This window comes from Mycobacterium sp. 1165196.3 (genome assembly GCF_001673415.1).
GTDB classification, from domain to species: Bacteria; Actinomycetota; Actinomycetes; order Mycobacteriales; family Mycobacteriaceae; genus Mycobacterium; species Mycobacterium europaeum_A.
Genome location: NZ_LZLU01000096.1, coordinates 49,494 through 65,716, shown reverse-complemented (window position 1 = coordinate 65,716; position 16,223 = coordinate 49,494). Strand labels below are relative to the sequence as shown.

The 16,223-nt window shown below is 67.1% G+C and carries 17 protein-coding genes and 1 tRNA gene; 5 read left to right on the top strand and 13 right to left on the bottom strand.

Annotated elements, in window-relative coordinates:
- Positions 1-10: 10 nt before the first annotated feature.
- Genes A5659_RS10060 through A5659_RS10050 form a run of 3 tightly spaced genes read right to left on the bottom strand, consistent with a single transcriptional unit; the run spans position 11 to position 2,855 of the window.
- Complete coding sequence (locus A5659_RS10060) at positions 11-1,258, bottom strand: amidohydrolase family protein (RefSeq protein ID WP_067180752.1); 1,248 nt, start codon at positions 1,256-1,258, stop codon at positions 11-13.
- Positions 1,255-1,590 (bottom strand): hypothetical protein, encoded by a 336-nt coding sequence (locus A5659_RS10055; protein ID WP_197497968.1) that lies wholly within the window; start codon positions 1,588-1,590, stop codon positions 1,255-1,257. Before A5659_RS10055 ends, A5659_RS10060 begins: the two co-directional genes overlap by 4 nt.
- On the bottom strand, positions 1,587-2,855 hold the full coding sequence (locus A5659_RS10050; RefSeq protein ID WP_067141103.1) for an aromatic ring-hydroxylating dioxygenase subunit alpha: 1,269 nt from the start codon (positions 2,853-2,855) through the stop codon (positions 1,587-1,589). The genes A5659_RS10055 and A5659_RS10050 overlap by 4 nt, the downstream gene beginning before the upstream one ends.
- Positions 2,856-3,041: 186 nt before the next feature.
- On the opposite strand from A5659_RS10050, the gene A5659_RS10045 reads away from it, so the two are divergent.
- The gene (locus A5659_RS10045) at positions 3,042-4,445 is read left to right on the top strand and encodes an aldehyde dehydrogenase (RefSeq protein WP_067180749.1); all 1,404 of its coding nucleotides are present in this window, start codon (positions 3,042-3,044) and stop codon (positions 4,443-4,445) included.
- Positions 4,446-4,449: 4 nt separating this feature from the next.
- On the opposite strand, the gene A5659_RS10040 is transcribed toward A5659_RS10045, so the two are convergent.
- Positions 4,450-4,644 (bottom strand): long chain fatty acid-CoA synthetase Faa4p, encoded by a 195-nt coding sequence (locus A5659_RS10040; protein ID WP_066881330.1) that lies wholly within the window; start codon positions 4,642-4,644, stop codon positions 4,450-4,452.
- Between the two features lie 298 nt (positions 4,645-4,942).
- Here A5659_RS10040 and A5659_RS10035 point away from each other — a divergent pair, with 298 nt between their 5' ends.
- Positions 4,943-5,158 (top strand): hypothetical protein, encoded by a 216-nt coding sequence (locus tag A5659_RS10035; RefSeq protein WP_067020680.1) that lies wholly within the window; start codon positions 4,943-4,945, stop codon positions 5,156-5,158.
- A 20-nt stretch (positions 5,159-5,178) separates the two neighbouring features.
- Here A5659_RS10035 and A5659_RS10030 read toward each other — a convergent pair whose 3' ends face one another.
- From A5659_RS10030 to pgm, 5 genes are all read right to left on the bottom strand, one after another.
- The gene (locus A5659_RS10030) at positions 5,179-7,308 is read right to left on the bottom strand and encodes a hypothetical protein (protein WP_067180746.1); all 2,130 of its coding nucleotides are present in this window, start codon (positions 7,306-7,308) and stop codon (positions 5,179-5,181) included.
- Between the two features lie 138 nt (positions 7,309-7,446).
- A complete protein-coding gene (locus A5659_RS10025; protein ID WP_067180743.1) occupies positions 7,447-7,743 on the bottom strand; it encodes a hypothetical protein in 297 nt (98 codons plus the stop codon).
- A gap of 46 nt (positions 7,744-7,789) precedes the next feature.
- Positions 7,790-7,865: transfer RNA gene (locus A5659_RS10020), tRNA-Ala, on the bottom strand.
- Positions 7,866-7,920: 55 nt separating this feature from the next.
- Positions 7,921-9,108, bottom strand: coding sequence for an MFS transporter (locus A5659_RS10015; protein WP_231997801.1), 1,188 nt, complete (start codon positions 9,106-9,108; stop codon positions 7,921-7,923).
- Between the two features lie 74 nt (positions 9,109-9,182).
- Positions 9,183-10,814, bottom strand: a complete 1,632-nt coding sequence (pgm, locus tag A5659_RS10010) for a phosphoglucomutase (alpha-D-glucose-1,6-bisphosphate-dependent) (protein ID WP_067180740.1) — start codon at positions 10,812-10,814, stop codon at positions 9,183-9,185.
- A gap of 102 nt (positions 10,815-10,916) precedes the next feature.
- Between pgm and crcB (A5659_RS10005) the strand changes: the two genes are divergently transcribed.
- Positions 10,917-11,315, top strand: a complete 399-nt coding sequence (gene crcB / locus A5659_RS10005) for a fluoride efflux transporter CrcB (RefSeq protein ID WP_066879128.1) — start codon at positions 10,917-10,919, stop codon at positions 11,313-11,315.
- Positions 11,312-11,695, top strand: coding sequence for a fluoride efflux transporter CrcB (gene crcB / locus A5659_RS10000; RefSeq protein WP_067180737.1), 384 nt, complete (start codon positions 11,312-11,314; stop codon positions 11,693-11,695). Before crcB (A5659_RS10005) ends, crcB (A5659_RS10000) begins: the two co-directional genes overlap by 4 nt.
- A 7-nt stretch (positions 11,696-11,702) precedes the next feature.
- On the opposite strand, the gene A5659_RS09995 is transcribed toward crcB (A5659_RS10000), so the two are convergent.
- A complete protein-coding gene (locus A5659_RS09995; protein ID WP_067024926.1) occupies positions 11,703-12,329 on the bottom strand; it encodes a GNAT family N-acetyltransferase in 627 nt (208 codons plus the stop codon).
- Between the two features lie 8 nt (positions 12,330-12,337).
- Positions 12,338-12,694 (bottom strand): DUF488 domain-containing protein, encoded by a 357-nt coding sequence (locus tag A5659_RS09990; RefSeq protein ID WP_066879137.1) that lies wholly within the window; start codon positions 12,692-12,694, stop codon positions 12,338-12,340.
- Positions 12,695-12,746: 52 nt separating this feature from the next.
- Between A5659_RS09990 and A5659_RS09985 the strand changes: the two genes are divergently transcribed.
- Positions 12,747-14,021 (top strand): HNH endonuclease signature motif containing protein, encoded by a 1,275-nt coding sequence (locus A5659_RS09985; protein ID WP_067180734.1) that lies wholly within the window; start codon positions 12,747-12,749, stop codon positions 14,019-14,021.
- Positions 14,022-14,024: 3 nt separating this feature from the next.
- Here A5659_RS09985 and A5659_RS09980 read toward each other — a convergent pair whose 3' ends face one another.
- Positions 14,025-14,948 carry a CoA ester lyase gene (locus A5659_RS09980; RefSeq protein WP_066864920.1) on the bottom strand — a complete coding sequence of 308 codons (924 nt, stop codon included), beginning with the start codon at positions 14,946-14,948 and terminating at the stop codon, positions 14,025-14,027.
- A 92-nt stretch (positions 14,949-15,040) separates the two neighbouring features.
- Positions 15,041-16,003 (bottom strand): hypothetical protein, encoded by a 963-nt coding sequence (locus tag A5659_RS09975; protein ID WP_066864923.1) that lies wholly within the window; start codon positions 16,001-16,003, stop codon positions 15,041-15,043.
- Positions 16,004-16,223 lie beyond the last annotated feature (220 nt).

Sequence of the window (16,223 nt, the reverse complement as noted above, 5' to 3'; positions counted from 1 at the left end):
CCCGCCTCCGTTACGTCGCGGGGGTCTTGTAGATCTGCCCGCTTTTCATGACAAAGCGGACGTCGAGGGTGGTGGCGATGTCGTCGAAGGGGTTGCCGGGGACGGCGATGATGTCAGCCAGATAACCGGGCGCCAGCTTGCCCAACTCGTCGTCCGCCTCGATCAGCTCGGCTGCCACCACGGTGGCCGCGTGGAGCGCTTGCGCCGGCGTCATGCCCCGTTCGACCAGCGCGCCCAGTTCCTTGGCGTTGTGGCCATGCGGGATGGCCGGCGCATCGGTGCCGCAGGCGATCCGCACCCCGGCCTCGATCGCCTTGGGCAGCATCGACTTTGCCCGCGGGAACACCTCGAGCGCCTTCTTGCGAAGCTCGGGTGCGATCCGATCGATGGCCATGGCGTCGGTCAAATACGTGGTCGAGACCAGGAATGTGCCGTGATCGACCATCATCTGGATGGTCTCGTCACTGGCCAGAAATCCGTGTTCGATGCAGTCGATCCCGGCGCGAATGCACGCTTGAATTGCGCTGTCCCCCACGGCGTGCGCGGCCACCCGCACCCCGGCCCGGTGGGCCTCGTCGGCGATGGCGGCGAACTCGGCATCGGAGTACTGCTGGGCACCCGGCGCGGTGCTGTGTGACATCACCCCGCCCGAGGCGGACACCTTGATCAGCTTGGCGCCGTGCCGGATTTGGTAACGCACGCAAGCGATCACGTCGGGAACGCCGTTGGCGATGCCTTCGGCGACCGAGAGCGGCATGACCCCGGGGGCCAACCGCTGGAAGACCGTCGGGTCCAGGTGCCCGCCGTACGGGGTGACGGCGTGTCCGGCGGGATAGATGCGCGGTCCGATGTGCCAACCCTGGTCGATGGCGCGCTGCAGCGCCACGTCGAGCAGGTATCCGCCGGTCTTGACCATCAGCCCGAGATTGCGCACCGTGGTGAACCCGGCCTCCAGCGTGGTGCGCGCGTTGACCGCGCCGCGCAGCGTGCGATACGCGGGGTCGTCCTGCACGCCATGCATGGGCGACGGCAGTCCCTCGGGGCCGCCGGGTCCGCCGATGAGCAGGTTGAGCTCCATGTCCATCAGCCCGGGAAGCAGCGTCACGTCGCCGAGATCGACGATGGTGGCCGAATCGTCAAGCGGCTCTTGGGGATTGATCGCGGCGATGCGTTCGCCATCGATCACCACCTCCGCCGGCGTGTGGATCTGACCCGTCACGACGTCAGCCCAACGCGCCGCCCGCAGCACGCAGGTCATGGAACGGGCTCGGACACGCAGTCCAGGCTCGAAGCACCCGAATCGGGGACGCGGGGCTGTTTCCAGCACTCCACCGGGAACGACACCATGATCATCGAATACAGCAGATGCATCAAATTTTGGACGTCGTCGGGCAGGTCGTCGAGGGAGAACTTGTCGCAGAACGCCAGCGCCTCTTCGGCACGCGGGGTGATCGCGTCGTAGAAGGCCTTCATTTCCGTCATGGAGCTGGCCAGCCTCTTCGCGTAGCGTTCCGGTTCGCTGGGCAGGCACCACTCGGCGAACCGTTCGAGGTCGGCGAACTCGGCGGGCAACATCGACATCGCGTTCACACTCCTGCCGTCGAGGTCCGGCGATAGTCATCGATCCAGGCCGCCGTCTCCTTATGCAGGTGACGGATCAGCACCTCCTGGTCGCACAGCAGGAACTCGTCGATCACCTGAGATTCGAGCATCGTCTGCGTCGCCTCCAGGGTGTTGGCGTCCTGCAACCCGTATTCCTTGAACGACACGGCCGCCAATTCCTGAGCGACCCGCTCGCGCGGGGTACGCGGCGCCGGGAAGTACAGCGTTCCTTCGAAAAGGTGGCTGTTATACGACGTCGGCCAGTAGTGATAGGTCAGATACCAGCCCTGACCCCAGAACAGGATGACGAAGTTGGGGAACAGCTGGAACGAGTCCAGGCCCCACGGGTCGCATTTCGCGGGGTTGAGCCCGGCGGGCATCGGCCCGAGATCGGGCTTGTCCCAGGGCCCGAACAGTCCGCTCTGGCAGATGTCCTCGATCGGCTTGCGCATCTCGTCGGCCATTTCCCAGGCCCGCACCCCCGACGTGCTGACCAGCCGGTGCGGCCCGTCCAGCCGGTAGTGCGGGGCTTCAAAACCCGCCTGGGCGGCCGCCTTTGAGTACGCGGTCGGAGACTGGTTCGCATGCAACACCGGGGCGTGATAGAACTCCTGGAACGCGTCCATGTAGAGCTTCCAGTTCGCCTTGACTTCCGAGCGGTAATACCAGCGGGAGGTCATCTTGTCGAAGGGGTAACCCTCCAGCCCGGTGATCATGGGTCCCAAGAACTCTCGCAACGACTGCTCGGGTTTCTTGGCGAAGTTGACGAAGATGAAGCCTTCCCAGACCTCGCAGTGCACCGGCACCAGGCCGTAGCGACTCTTGTCGAGGTTGAAGAACTCCTCCTCCTGCTGCACGAAGGTGAGGTTGCCGTTCAGGTCGTAGCGCCACGCGTGGTATTTGCAGGTGAACTGCCGGCACACGCCGCTCGTTTCTTCCTGCGGCATGTCGTTCCACACCAACTTGTTGCCGCGGTGCCGGCACACGTTGTGGTAGGCCTTGATGTCACCGGATGCCGTGCGGACCAAGATGATTGACGTGTTGACGACCTTCAGCTCCCTAGTGAGGTAACTACCCTTACGCGGAAGCTGTTCCACGCGACCGACATTGAGCCAGGCCCGTTTGAAGATGGCCTCGCGCTCCAGCTCGTAGATCTCCGGGCTGATGGAGTCGTGGTACGACACCGGGTCGGTGCCCAGTTCCGGGTAGTGCTCGGTCCAGCTGCCCTCCGGCGGTTTGGGGAATCGAGCCATGATCGCTCCTTAAGCAGTCCAATCTCGGCAAAACCGTCGGCGCCCAGCCGCGTCTCGCAGCACTGTCTGCGCGAAACAACCGCCTGCGCACCGGTTTCACCGATCCCTGAGAGCTCCGTCACGGCCGACGGTATATCCTCGACCCCATCAATAGCAAGTAGTTGATAATGGCCTCGGGAGGCACGGATGGACCGCAGCGTCGTGCAAGTCATCTCACCACATACCGAAGAACCCATCGCCGAGGTCGATGCGGCGGGATCCGACGGCGTCGACGCCGCGGTAACCGCCGCGCGCGCGGCCTTGACCTCGGCGCCCTGGGGCCACAGCGAACCATCGGACCGGATCGCCGCGATCCGGCGGCTGGCCGACATCTACGACGGGCGCCGCGGCGAGATGGCCGACATCATCACCGCCGAGATCGGTGCGCCGATCAGCTTCGCCCAGCGCGCCCAGGTCGGCCTGCCCGCGTTCATGATCCGCGCGTTCTGCGACCTGGCCGAGCGGCATCAGTGGCAGGAGACCAGGACCGGGTTCTTCGGCAGCGACGTGCTGGTCCGCAAGGAGCCCGTCGGCGTCGTCGCCGCGATCGTGCCGTGGAACATGCCCCAGTTCCTCATCGTCACCAAGCTGGTGCCCGCGCTGCTGGCCGGCTGCACCGTCGTACTCAAGCCCGCGCCCGAAAGCCCGTTGGACGCCCTGCTTTTGGCCGAGATGATCGACGAGGCCGGCCTGCCGCCCGGTGTGGTCAGCGTGCTGCCCGGCGATGCGAGCCTCGGCGCCTACCTGGTCGCCCACCGCGGAGTGGACAAGGTGTCGTTCACCGGCTCCACCGCGGCGGGCCGCGCCGTCGCCGCCGCTTGCGCGGCCAACCTCACCAAGGTCAGCCTCGAACTCGGCGGGAAGTCCGCGGCGCTGGTCCTCGACGACGCGGCACCGGACAAGGTCGCCGCCGGCGTGCGATCGGCCAGCCTGTCCAACAGCGGCCAGATCTGCAACGCGCTCACCCGCGTCCTGGTGCCGCAGGAGCGCCATGACGAATATGTCGACGCGCTCGCCGCCGAGATGTCCGGCCTTCGCGTCGGCGATCCGGGCGACCCCAAGACCCAGCTCGGTCCCCTGGTCTCCCGTCGCCAGCAGCAGCGCGTTCGCGACTACATCAACGTCGGTCAGCAGGAGGGGGCACGGCTGATCGTCGGCGGCGCCCACATGCCCGACGGGCTCGACCGCGGCTGGTACGTCCGGCCCACCCTGTTCGCGGCGGCCAACAACACCATGCGGATCGCGCGGGAAGAGATCTTCGGCCCCGTCATCACCGTCATCCCCTACCGCGACGAGGACCAGGCGGTGGCGATCGCCAATGATTCGGACTACGGCCTGGCCGGATCGGTGTGGGGAAACGACACCGACCGGGCCCTCGCCCTCGCCGCGCGGATCCATACCGGCACCGTCGGCATCAACCAGGGCTACACCATGGACCCGTTCGCGCCCTTCGGCGGCGTCAAAGGCAGCGGCTATGGCCGAGAACTCGGCCCCGAAGGTCTCGACGGCTACGTGGATACGAAATCAATCGCCGTCGCCCAAGCCGGCTAGGTAGCTAGCTGGTCTCGCTGGCGACGTAAACGGCGACATAACCGATCGGGATGCCGGTCCAGGTCGCGATGGACTCGCGGGCGGCCAGCTCCACGGTGGCCCGGCTGCTGGCGCGGGTGGCCCTGCCGATCTCGGGAATCCGGATCATCCATCCATCCGCGTCGCGAGTGATTTCGATGTCGAAGCACTGGCCGACCATCGGGCACTTCACGCGGGGAGCGACCCGCGTTCGGCGGGCGCCGCGCAACGATTGGCGGCGCAGCAGAGTGGGCTGAACAGACATGGCTGCTTTCCTGAGTCGCGGACGAACCGCGGGCAACAGTAATCCGCATCGAGGCGAAAACCTAATTGGCGGTCTCAGGTGGATAACGACGAATCGTAATGCCGCCGCGACGTTCCGTGCGGATAACCGAGCGGTCGACGGCTGGAGGCCTATCATGTGATGTAGACCACATCTCGCCGTGGCATGTTGCGGGCGTCACACCGAAGGAGATTTCATGGTTGGCGTGGATCGTCCTCATAAAACCGTCATCGCGCCTCGTACCGGCGCGGCGGTCAATTCACACCGTCTGCTCGTCGCCTTCCTGACCGTCACCGTCTTTATCTGCGCAATCGTGGGCGTCATCGCGGCCGCGATGATGGGGCAAACCACCGCGGCGCTCCTCATCGCGCTGGTGGCCGGGGGATGGTTCTCGGCCGCCGCCTTCTGCTGATCCCGGAGGATCCCGCCTCGCTACGGTGAGTCGCGCTCGTCGCAGTGCGCCAGCCGGCGCAGTACGCCGGGATCACCGTGCACCCGCAGTCGGCGTCGCCCGCCCTCTCCGATGTCGACGCAAATCGGCAACTCGTGGCCGCCCGCGCCGGCCGGATCGACGAAGAGCTCCAGTTCGTCGGCGTCGACGTACAACACGGCGTCATCGTGCGACAGCCGCCACGGGTGGCCGTCGCTGGGCCAGCGGCCACCGACGACGCGAATGCCCTCGTCATCGGCTTCCCGGTCCTCGTCGGCGTCGGCCATGACGCAATCGATCCACAATTTCGCCGGCACCGGACGGAAGTACACCGCGAGGCGTTGGCGATTGAGGTCGACGCCGATCGGCATCCCGATCGGGGGAAGCGATGTGCCCTCGGGTTGGTCGTTCAGCGATTTCTTGACCTGACGAGAACCCAAGCCGGTACCGAACCAGTCGATGGTCAGGACGGTGGTGATGTACTGCGCGATCGCGGCGGTCAACAGACCGCCCGCGCCGGCGGCCCCCACCCCGGCCGCCCCCGCTACCCAGGTCACCGGCAGCGCGAGCAGCCCGACGACGGCCGCCGCCCCCGCGGCCGTGGCCACCTTGCCGGCCGCGGTGAGGCTGAAGTCGGCGTTCACCTCCGGCTCGGAGTTCTGCGCCGGTCGCACCCCCACGGTCCGCGGTAGCCGATCGAATCGCTCGCGGACGCGCTTGACTTCGGCCTCGTAGTCTTCGGCGCCGAGGTGGCCGGCGCGCTTCTTCGCACCCGCCAGTTTCAGCGTCTCTTCGAGAAGCTCGATGGTGTCGACATCCTCGCGCAGCAGCTCATTGTCCTTCGGGTCGCGGGGGATGTCGCCGAGGCCCATCTCGTAGGTCACCTTGAAGGTGGCGTTGAAGTCATAGAGCGCGGTCTCGGCGCTCACGGTGCCGTCCACGACCAACCGGCCATCCCCGGTTCGCGGCACGATGTCGGCGTCGAGGGCATCCAGGCTTCGGTCTTGCCCGCCGATGCTGATGGTCTTCGGACCCGCCAGCGCGCACGGCGCATCGGGGTCGAAGTCGACCTCGTCGAGATCGAAACTCTTCATCACCGTGTCCCGGACCTGCCGCAGAATGCTCCACCCGGTAGCGGCCAAAGCCGCTCGCTCACATGGGTTTTCGGCAAGAATGGACGGGGGCAGCTCTTCGCCGGGCGGCAAATCGCGCAGCGTCTGCAGCTGCACCACCATGGATTCCTCAGTCGCCTCGCCGACGTCGAAGCGCTGCACAATGGCGTCGAGTTCCTTGACCGTACTGTCGTCTTGCGCCTCGGGGTCGACGTCCACCGGCGTCGGCAGCAACGTCTGAATCCCCTTGTCGCCCATCGCCTCCAGCTGCGGGCGGACCGCATCGGCGATCTGGGCGGCCAGCGAGTCGAGCACCCTGGTCCTGGCTTCTTCGTCGGAGAGGCCGGGGTGCTGCAGCTTCTCCAGGTTCACCATCAGCTCACCGGCGATGCTGTGGGTGATCCAGTGCGCCTCGGCATAGTCGAGTTCCCAGCTGATCCGCGGATCCTGTCCGGCGAAGACCGTGATCCCGTCCGCACGGCGTTCGACGTGCGGACCGAACAGCCACCCGGCGTGCCGGTCGGGCAACGGGTGTGCCACCAGCGCGGGCGCGTCCTGGGCGGTGAAGTTCAGTGCGATCGTCTGCTTGCCCGGCTCTAGCTGGTGCGGCTCGAGCTGATCGTGAATCGTCAACCGCCCGAACAACGGAATCTCGTTGTACGCAATCTCGCGCGATTCTCCGGCACGCGGGCCATCCGGGATGGTGATCGTGGCCGGGGGCAGCGATACCAGCGGGATGCAGGTGACCGAGTCGATGACGATCTTCGAATCGAAAATCACCAGGTCTATCGCGAAGTGCCGCAGGGGGTCGCGGGATGCACCGTCAGCTTCCTCCTGCCACAGCCGCCCACGGGCGTCGAGGATGAACCAGACGCGGTCCAGGGTGAGGTCGAGGGTGGCCGTCGCCGAGTAGCCGGCGCCGTCGACGGACTGCGTGTACTTGTCGCCGCTGAACATCTCGGCCGTTTGATCCTGCACGCGTTCGCGATGAATCTCGATGATCGTGTCGGGGCGATGCATGTGATAACTCCGTCCCTCGGGACCCATGGTGCCCGACCGGTGGGCTCAAGTCGGTTCGTGCATGCTGTACCCAGAAAAGGCGACCGCCAAAGCTGTTGCGCTCGACCATGATTCGTTCGCAACCTGGCCTGGACTCGGCTACGGACGTTCTTCAATCACGCACTGGACGATGCCGTTGGCGAAGCTCGGGTCGAATCCCAGGTGCGCCACTCGCTGGGCCTCCGCGGCCGGGGAGACACCGGAATCGAGATCCTGCTCAATGACGCCGACGAGTTGCAGGTTCTGGGGGTCGTGGCCCGCGATCGGCTCGGTCATCTTTCCCACACAGCGGCGATAGCCGCTGTAATCGGCGTGCGCGGACGCGGTGAGCACCGCCGGCCCGACAATCGAGGCCCCAATCGCTACGCCAACCGCGACGACGTGGATGCAACGCACGGTTTGCTGAATACCCAGCTATAACGATCGATAATCAGCAAACAATTGGTGGAGCTAAGGGGACTCGAACCCCTGACCCCCACACTGCCAGTGTGGTGCGCTACCAGCTGCGCCATAGCCCCGAGAAGTCGTGCCCATCGAAGCTACACCACCGGTAACCGTCCATCAAAGTTGCTGCTAGACCGGCTCCACGTCCGCCTCGGAGGCCAGCAGATCGGCCTCGAGATCCGCCGCCGTCCGGGTCTCCGGCGCCACCACCCAGCCGATGGCGGCGATCAGCAGGACGACCCCGCTGATGACGAAACCCCACATGTAGCTGAACTGCTCGGCGGCCCAGCCGACCGCCATCGACCCGACAATCGCACCCAGGTCCGACATCATCTGCACCGTCGCCACCGGCAGGCCCGCCCGCGCCTCGTTGCCCAGGATGTCGGCGACGGCGGCCTGCAGCGGTGACATGTAGATCCCCGTCATCGCCCCGACCACGCCCGCCGCCACCATGAACACCGGCAACGACGAGACGAAACCCAACCAGACGGTCGCCGCCCCGGACGTCACCAGCCCGATGATCAACAGGGTGCGCCGCCCCATCCGGTCCGACAGGTAGCCGCTGGGGATGACCGCCAACGCGTTTCCACCCGCGAAGGCCGCAAGCACCACGCCGATGATGCCGATGCCCCGGCCCATCACATCGGAGATGAACAGCGGCACCAGCGCGACCCGTAGGCCGAACGCGGACCAGCCGGTCGCGAAATTCGACAGCAACGCCGAGCGGTACGCGCGCACCCGCAGCGCCTCGCGCAGCGTCACCGTGGATCGCGTCGGGGGTGGCGGCGCAGCCAGCGCCGAGTTCCGCAGGCTGTAGAACAGCACCACCGCGACGGCCAGCATGGCGACGCCGTAGACCACGAACGGAGCGGTCAACCCCCAACCCGCCGCCAGGCCGCCCACCGCCGGGCCGCCGACCGCGCCCACCATGAACGAGGTGGTGAACAGCCCGGCGATCCGGCCGCGCGCATCGGGAGGGCTGATGTGGATCATCAGCCCCAGCGCCGAGACGTAAAACATCGTCGACCCGATGCCGCTGAAAACCCGGCAAAGCATTAACTGCCAGTAGGCCTGGGAAAAGGCACACGCGGCGGTGGACACCGCCACGATCAGCAAACCGCCGATGTAGATCCGCCGCTCGCCCAAGCGTTCGGTGAGCAGTCCACTGATCGGCGCGAAACACAACCTGCTCAATGAAAAGACGGTGACCAAGAAAGTCACCGCCTTGATGCTCACCCCGAACGTGCGCGCAAAGGTCGGCAGCGCCGGCGAGATCACGCCGTAGCCCAGGGCGATCATGATATTCGCCCAGCTCAGGATCCAGACTTCGCGCGGCAGCCGGCTAGAACGGGATGCACGTCCCCCCGGGCGGGCAAGACGGAGGGAAAAGGTCACCCAATGACTTTATTAACCACCTCGCGCGCGGTTTCCTGCACCTGGGCCAAATGCTGCGGCCCCTTGAAGGATTCCGCGTAAATCTTGTACACGTCCTCGGTGCCCGACGGGCGCGCGGCAAACCACGCATTGGCCGTCGTCACCTTCAATCCGCCCAGTGGTGCGCCATTGCCGGGCGCCGCGGTCAGCTTCGCGGTGATCGGCTCCCCCGCCAATTCGGTCGCGGTCACCTGGTCGGCGGAGAGCTTCGACAGACGCGCCTTCTGCTCGCGATCGGCGGGCGCGTCGACGCGCGCGTAGTAGGGCGTGCCGTACTCGCCGGCCAGCTGCTGGTAGCGCTGCGACGGACTCAGCCCGGTGACGGCGAATATCTCGGACGCCAGCAGCGCCAGGATGATGCCGTCCTTGTCGGTGGTCCACACCGAGCCGTCCCGCCGCAGGAACGACGCCCCGGCCGACTCCTCGCCGCCGAAGCCGATGGTCCCCTCGATCAGGCCGTCGACGAACCACTTGAATCCGACCGGCACCTCGATCAGCTTGCGGCCGAGGCCGGCGACCACCCGGTCGATCATGGACGAACTGACGGCGGTCTTGCCGACGGCGATACCGCCCGGCCACGACGGCCGCCGGGTGTAGAGGTATTCGATGGCCACCGCGAGGTAGTGGTTCGGGTTCAGCAGACCCCCATCGGGCGTGACGATGCCATGGCGGTCGGAGTCCGCGTCGTTGCCGGTGGCGATCTGATACCGATCGCGGTTGGCGATGAGGCTCGCCATCGCGTCCGGCGAGCTGCAGTCCATCCGGATCTTGCCGTCGTGGTCGAGGGTCATGAACCGCCAGGTCGCGTCGACCAGCGGATTGACCACGGTCAGGTCCAGGCGATGCCGCTGGGCGATCTCGCCCCAATAGTCGACGCTCGCCCCGCCCAGCGGGTCGGCGCCGATGCGCACCCCGGCGTCGCGGATGGCATCGAGGTCGACCACGTTGGGCAGGTCATCGACATAGTTGCCGAGGTAGTCGTGGCGCTGCACGGACTGTAGCGCGCGGGCCAGCGGAACGCGCTTGACCCCCGACCCGTCGCGCAGGATCTCGTTGGCGCGCTTGGCGATTGCGTTGGTGGCGTCGGTGTCGGCCGGTCCGCCGTTGGGCGGGTTGTATTTGAAGCCGCCGTCCGCGGGCGGGTTGTGCGACGGCGTGACCACGATCCCGTCGGCCAGCCCGTCGGTGCGCTCCCGGTTGTAGGTGAGGATGGCGTGGCTGATCGCCGGCGTGGGCGTGTAGCGGTCCCTGCTGTCGACGACGGCCACCACCTCATTGGCGGCCAGCACCTCCAGCGCGGACACCCAGGCCGGCTCGGAAAGCCCGTGCGTGTCCCGGCCGATGAACAGCGGACCCGTCACGCCGTGCGCGGCGCGGTATTCGACGATGGCCTGCGTGATCGCCAAGATATGCGCCTCGTTGAACGCGCCGCCCAGTGCCGAGCCGCGATGGCCTGACGTGCCGAACGCCACCTGCTGGGCGACGTCACCGGGGTCGGGCGCGATCGAGTAATACGCCGTCACCAGGTGGGGCAGATCGACGAGATCTTCGGGCTGGGCCGGCTGTCCGGCGCGAGGGTTGGCGACCATGGTTGTCAATTCTGCCCGTGTCCGCGTCCCCCCGGGCTGCGCCGGTCTGGACTTCGGCCATACGCTGCGTAGCGCACCGGCAAACGAAGGGAACCGACGCCAGTGGCTCAACGGGACTATCGCGAATTGGCCGCGGTGTTCGCCGGTGGTGCGCTGGGGTCGGTGGCCCGTGCCGCGCTGAGCACGCTGGCCGGCGGCGATCCGGCGAGTTGGCCCTGGGCCACGTTCGCGGTCAACATCGTCGGGGCCTTCCTGGTGGGTTACTTCACCACCCGGCTGCTGGAGCGGTTGCCGACGTCAAGCTATCGGCGGCCCCTGCTCGGCACCGGATTGTGCGGCGGTTTAACCACTTTCTCGACAATGCAGGTCGAGACGCTGCGGATGATCGAGCACGGTCATTGGACGCTGGCCGTCTCTTACACGGTCACCAGCATCGTGCTGGGCCTGCTGGCGGTGCACCTTGCCACCAAGTTGGTGCGCCGGGTTCCGGTGCGCCGATGACGGCCGCCACCGTGACGACGGCTCTGGTCTGGGTCGGCGTCGCGCTGATCGGCGGCATCGGGTCGATCCTGCGTTTCGTCGTCGACCGCACGGTGGCGCGGCGGGTGTCTCGGCCGTTTCCGTTCGGCACGCTGGTCGTGAATGTCAGCGGCGCAGCGCTTTTGGGCTTTCTCGGTGGCCTGGCGTTGAACAAGGAGGCGGCCCTGCTGGTGAGCATCGCCTTCGTCGGCGCCTACACCACGTTTTCGACCTGGATGCTGGAAACGCAGCGGCTCGGCGAAGAACGCCAACTCCGCGCGGCACTGGCCAACATCGTCGTCAGCGTCGCGCTGGGTGAGGCGGCGGCCTTCATCGGACAGCAGCTGGCACAGCAGCTTTGATGGCTGTTCAGCTATCGCGCTGACGCGGGACGTCCTCTGGAGTGCGGGGCAGCACGTACAGCGCCATCCGCCGATTCGACATCTGATGCTCACCGAGGAATGTGCAACCGCTGCGCTCACAGAACTTGCGCGCCAACACGTTGCGATGGTCGGGATCGAACATGATGCGGCGACATCGCGGATCGAGGGTGAGGATGCTGACCACCAGGTAAGGCAGCAGGTAGCTGACGTGGCCGCGCTCGATGTGGTCCAGATCGGCGACCGCGACGTGCAATCCCAGATCGTGCGGGTCGTGCTCATACCGTCGGGCGATGGAATCCTTTGCCGCCCTGTATAATTCGATATACGCGCGATCGACCCCGTCCAGGGTGGCGATGAAGGGACGCGAAAACGCGCCTTCCAATTGCGCCTGCAGATACCGATGCCAGCGCTGCACCGGCCAGTTGGACTCCCAGGCCTGCACCAGATGGGGCCGGCTCATCCACTCCGCGATCATTGCGGCGTCGGCGTCCGGGTCGACGACGCGCAGACCGTAGGGCTCGGGGAGGTCCGGGATGGGCGGCGGCGGGACGCTGCTGATCGCCTCGGGAAGATCGGTCAGTTCCCGCGGAAGGATGGGCTGGGCGTCACTCATCACTGGACTCAGCGCGGCTTGAGCAGCTTCGCCAGGACGGCCGCCTGGCTGATGTCCAGATCGCGGGTCGCCGTCACCAGCGTGACCGGGCCCTGCTTGGCAAGCGCGCGCAACTCCTGCAGGGCGGCATTGCCGTGCAGCTCCTCCTTGTAGCGTGCCGCGAATTCGTCGAACCGGTCCGCGTCGTGGTGATACCACTCGCGCAGGTCCTTCGACGGCGCGACGTCCTTGCACCACATGCCCACTCGCGGATCGTCCTTGCGCACTCCCCGCGGCCAGACCCGATCGACCAGAACCCGCTGCCCCTCGCCGGGGCTGACTTCGTCGTAGACCCGCGCCACCTGGATGCGCCTTCTGGCGCTCATCCGTTCAGCGTAGCGATGGGCGCTTGTCGGTGGGCCGTTTATAATCGAATATATGTTCGAAGAATTGGCGGCGGTCGACCCGGCTGCCGACGAAGCGGCGCTGATCGAGCGCATCGCCGACTTGGAGTCGATCAAGTCTGCGGCGGCAGCGGGCCAGGCCCGAGCGGCGGCGGCCCTGGATGCGACGCGTCGGGCCGCCGAAGCGGCCGCCGGGGTGCCCGCGGCGCGCCGCGGCCGCGGCGTGGCCGGCGAGGTCGCGCTGGCGCGACGGGACGCACCCGCGCGAGGCGGCCGGCACCTGGGCTTCGCCAAGGCTCTGGTGTACGAGATGCCACATACGCTGGCGGCGCTGGAGAGTGGGGTCTTGTCCGAGTGGCGGGCCACGTTGATCGTGCGCGAAAGCGCATGCCTGGACGTCGAGGACCGCCGCGCCCTGGACGCCGAAATGTGTGCCGACCCGACGAGTCTGACCGGCATGGGCGATGCGCGCGTGGCCGCGACCGCGAAGGCGATCGCCTACCGGCTCGATCCGCACGCCGTCGTCGAGCGGGCGGCCAAGGCCGCGAATGACCGGACGGTCACCATTCGGCCGGCGCCGGACACGATGACCTATCTCACCGCGTTATTGCCGGTGGCCCAAGGGGTTTCGGTGTACGCGGCGCTGCGCCGTGAAGCTGACACCCGCGGCGACGGGCGGCCGCGCGGGCAGGTGATGGCGGATACGCTGGTGGAACGAGTCACCGGGCGCTGCGCGACGGTCCCTACGCCGATCGCGGTCAACCTGGTGCTGTCCGACGAAACGCTGCTCGGCGGCGGCAATGCACCGGCCGACGTCTGCGGCTACGGTCCCATTCCCGCCGCGGTCGCGCGGAGCATGGTCGCACAGGCCGCCACCGACGATCGTTCGCGAGCGACCCTGCGCAGGCTCTACACGCATCCCCGAGCGGGGGCACTGGTGGCCATGGAATCACGGGCACGACTTTTCCCGAGCGCCCTCGCCGCGTTCATCGGGTTGCGCGATCAACGCTGCCGCACGCCCTACTGCGACGCGCCGATCCGGCATCGCGACCACGCACAGCCGTGGGCCGACGGCGGCCTCACCACCGCAGACAATGGCCTGGGCCTGTGCGAGCGCTGCAACTACGTCAAGGAGAACGCGGGGTGGAAGGTTAGCGCCGGTGTTGACGAAAACCATACGCACACCGCGCTTTTCACGACACCGACCGGCAAAACCTACCGGTCGGCGGCCCCGGCGCGTGGGCCCACGATCACCGTCAGCAAGCTGGAGATCCGCGTCGGTGTCGCGCTCGCGCGACACGCCGCATAGCGCTCAGTAGTGATAGGTGTCCGACGGCGCCGGCGAATGGTCCCGTTCTTCGTCGTCGAATTCCGACGATTCGATGCCGTACGCCCGGGCGAGCTCGAGAATCTTGGTCGCCCGGGCGATGCGCGGGAGGTCGGAGCCGTTGCGGATCTCTCCCCCGTCACGCTCGAACTCAGCGAAAAACTCTTTAGCCCACGAGATTTCGTCGTGTGAGGGTGACAGGCCCTCGTTCACCACGGCGCATTGGTCCGGGGTCAAGCAGATCTTGCCGGTCATCCCGAACTCCACGGAAACCGCCGTGGCCTCGATCAGCTTCAAAGCGTTGGAGCCGATCGTGGGCCCGTCGATGGCACTGGGCAGGCTGGCCGCCTTGGCCGCGATCGTGAATCGCGACCGGGCATACGCCAACGTGCCCGGGTCTTCACCGAACCCCGTGTCGCGGCGGAAGTCGCCGATGCCGAAGGCGAGTCGGAAGGTTCCCTTCGCCGCGGCGATCTCGGTGATGCGCTCCAGGCCGCGGGCCGTTTCCACCAGCGCGACGATCGGCACGTTGGGCAGCCGTTGCGCCGTCTCGGTGACGTGGTCCACCGATTCGACCATCGCCAGCATCACCCCGCCGACCGGAGTGGCGGCCAGGGCGGCGAGGTCGTCCGCCCACCACGGGGTGCCGAAGCCGTTGATGCGCACCCAGTCGGTGTTCCCGGCGTTCAACCAGCGCACCACGTTGTCGCGGGCGGCGTGCTTGTCCTTGGGAGCGACCGCGTCCTCGATGTCGAGCACGACGATGTCGGCGCGCGAGTGCGCCGCGGCCTGAAACCGGTCGTCGTGCGCACCGTTGACCAGCAGCCAACTCCGGGCCAACACGGGGTCGATGCGGAAACCGATGACGTCGTCGGAGTCCGGCGCGCTGCTGTTGACCTGCTCGTACATTCCCCAACCGTAGCGATATCGCAGACGGCTCGGCCGCCCGACCGAGCGAGAACTCGGGCCGGGCGGCCGTGCCACCTGATCGGATGTTCGAACTAGTTAATGCCCACGACCTCTTGCGCAATGGCCGCGATGCGCGTTTGGGCAGCTGAGACGACCCGCTGGCGATTCTTGTTCGCCTCCTCGTAGGCGATGATCGCCCGCACGTCGCTCGGGCTGGTGAGCTCCTTGACCGCGGCCGCCGCCTCGTTGACGTTGAGCTCGTCGTAGTTGGCGATGGGCAGCTCGTCGGCGTCGAGCACGCCCACCGCGGCGCGCGCCGAGTGCAGGGCGTCGGCGGTCTGCCGGGCGCCCTCGTTGCGAGTGACCTTCTCGGCCGCTTCGAGCGCGGCGTTGCGCGACGCGGCGAGCGCTTTCGTCGCCACATCACCGGCGTGGGCGCCCCTGCCCACCAGGTCATTGATCGCCGGCCGCGCCGAACGCAGTGCGTCGGCGGCGCGGTCGATTCCGCGGGTCGACCACTCAACGGGCAGGTTGAACAGTTTCACCGCGGTCCCGGTCGCCGCCTGCAATGGCGTGCGCCGCAGCGCGGCCGGACCGCCGAGGGCGTCCTCGGCAAGGACGGTCGTCAGCCAGGCGACGGTGGCCGAGTGCGCAGTGATCAGCCGCGTCGCCAGGCTTTCGATGTCGGGGAGCTCGGCGGCGACGGCCAGCGCCTTGAGGTAGCGCGAGCGGTCCAGCAGCTGGTTTTCCAGCGCCAGATCACCCAAAAGCGCCTCATCGAAAGGTTGGGCCTGCTCGGTCAAGGCCTTGACCGCGGCTGCGGCGCGGCCCAGGAACGGGCCGACCACGTCGGGGACGCCACCGAGGTCCCGGATCGCCTTCTCGATTGCCTCCGATCGCTCACGCCCGTTCGAGGCGTTCTGCGTCAGCTCCCGTTGCACCGCCTCGGTGCGTGCCTGCGCGATGCGGGTTTCGGCGACCTGGATTTCGGTGTTGGTCAGCTGGTGCAGTGCGCGCAGCTGCGCAAGCACTGTGGTCTTGTCCGATGAAGTCATGAAGATTTCGCCTCCTGCGTTGATTACTTGGATCGGCACGAGAGCGCCTTGTTTCTGCGGCTACCCATTCGCCGGGGGGCGCTCAACATCTGCGGCGGACGTGTGACACATCTCGCTTTTTTGGTTGGCGTCCGACCGGCCCGCCAATCGCTGCGGCGGTGGCCAGCAAACGAAAAAGGTCTGGCGTCGAGTTTCGGCGTGGTTTGCCGGGGTAGCCCAC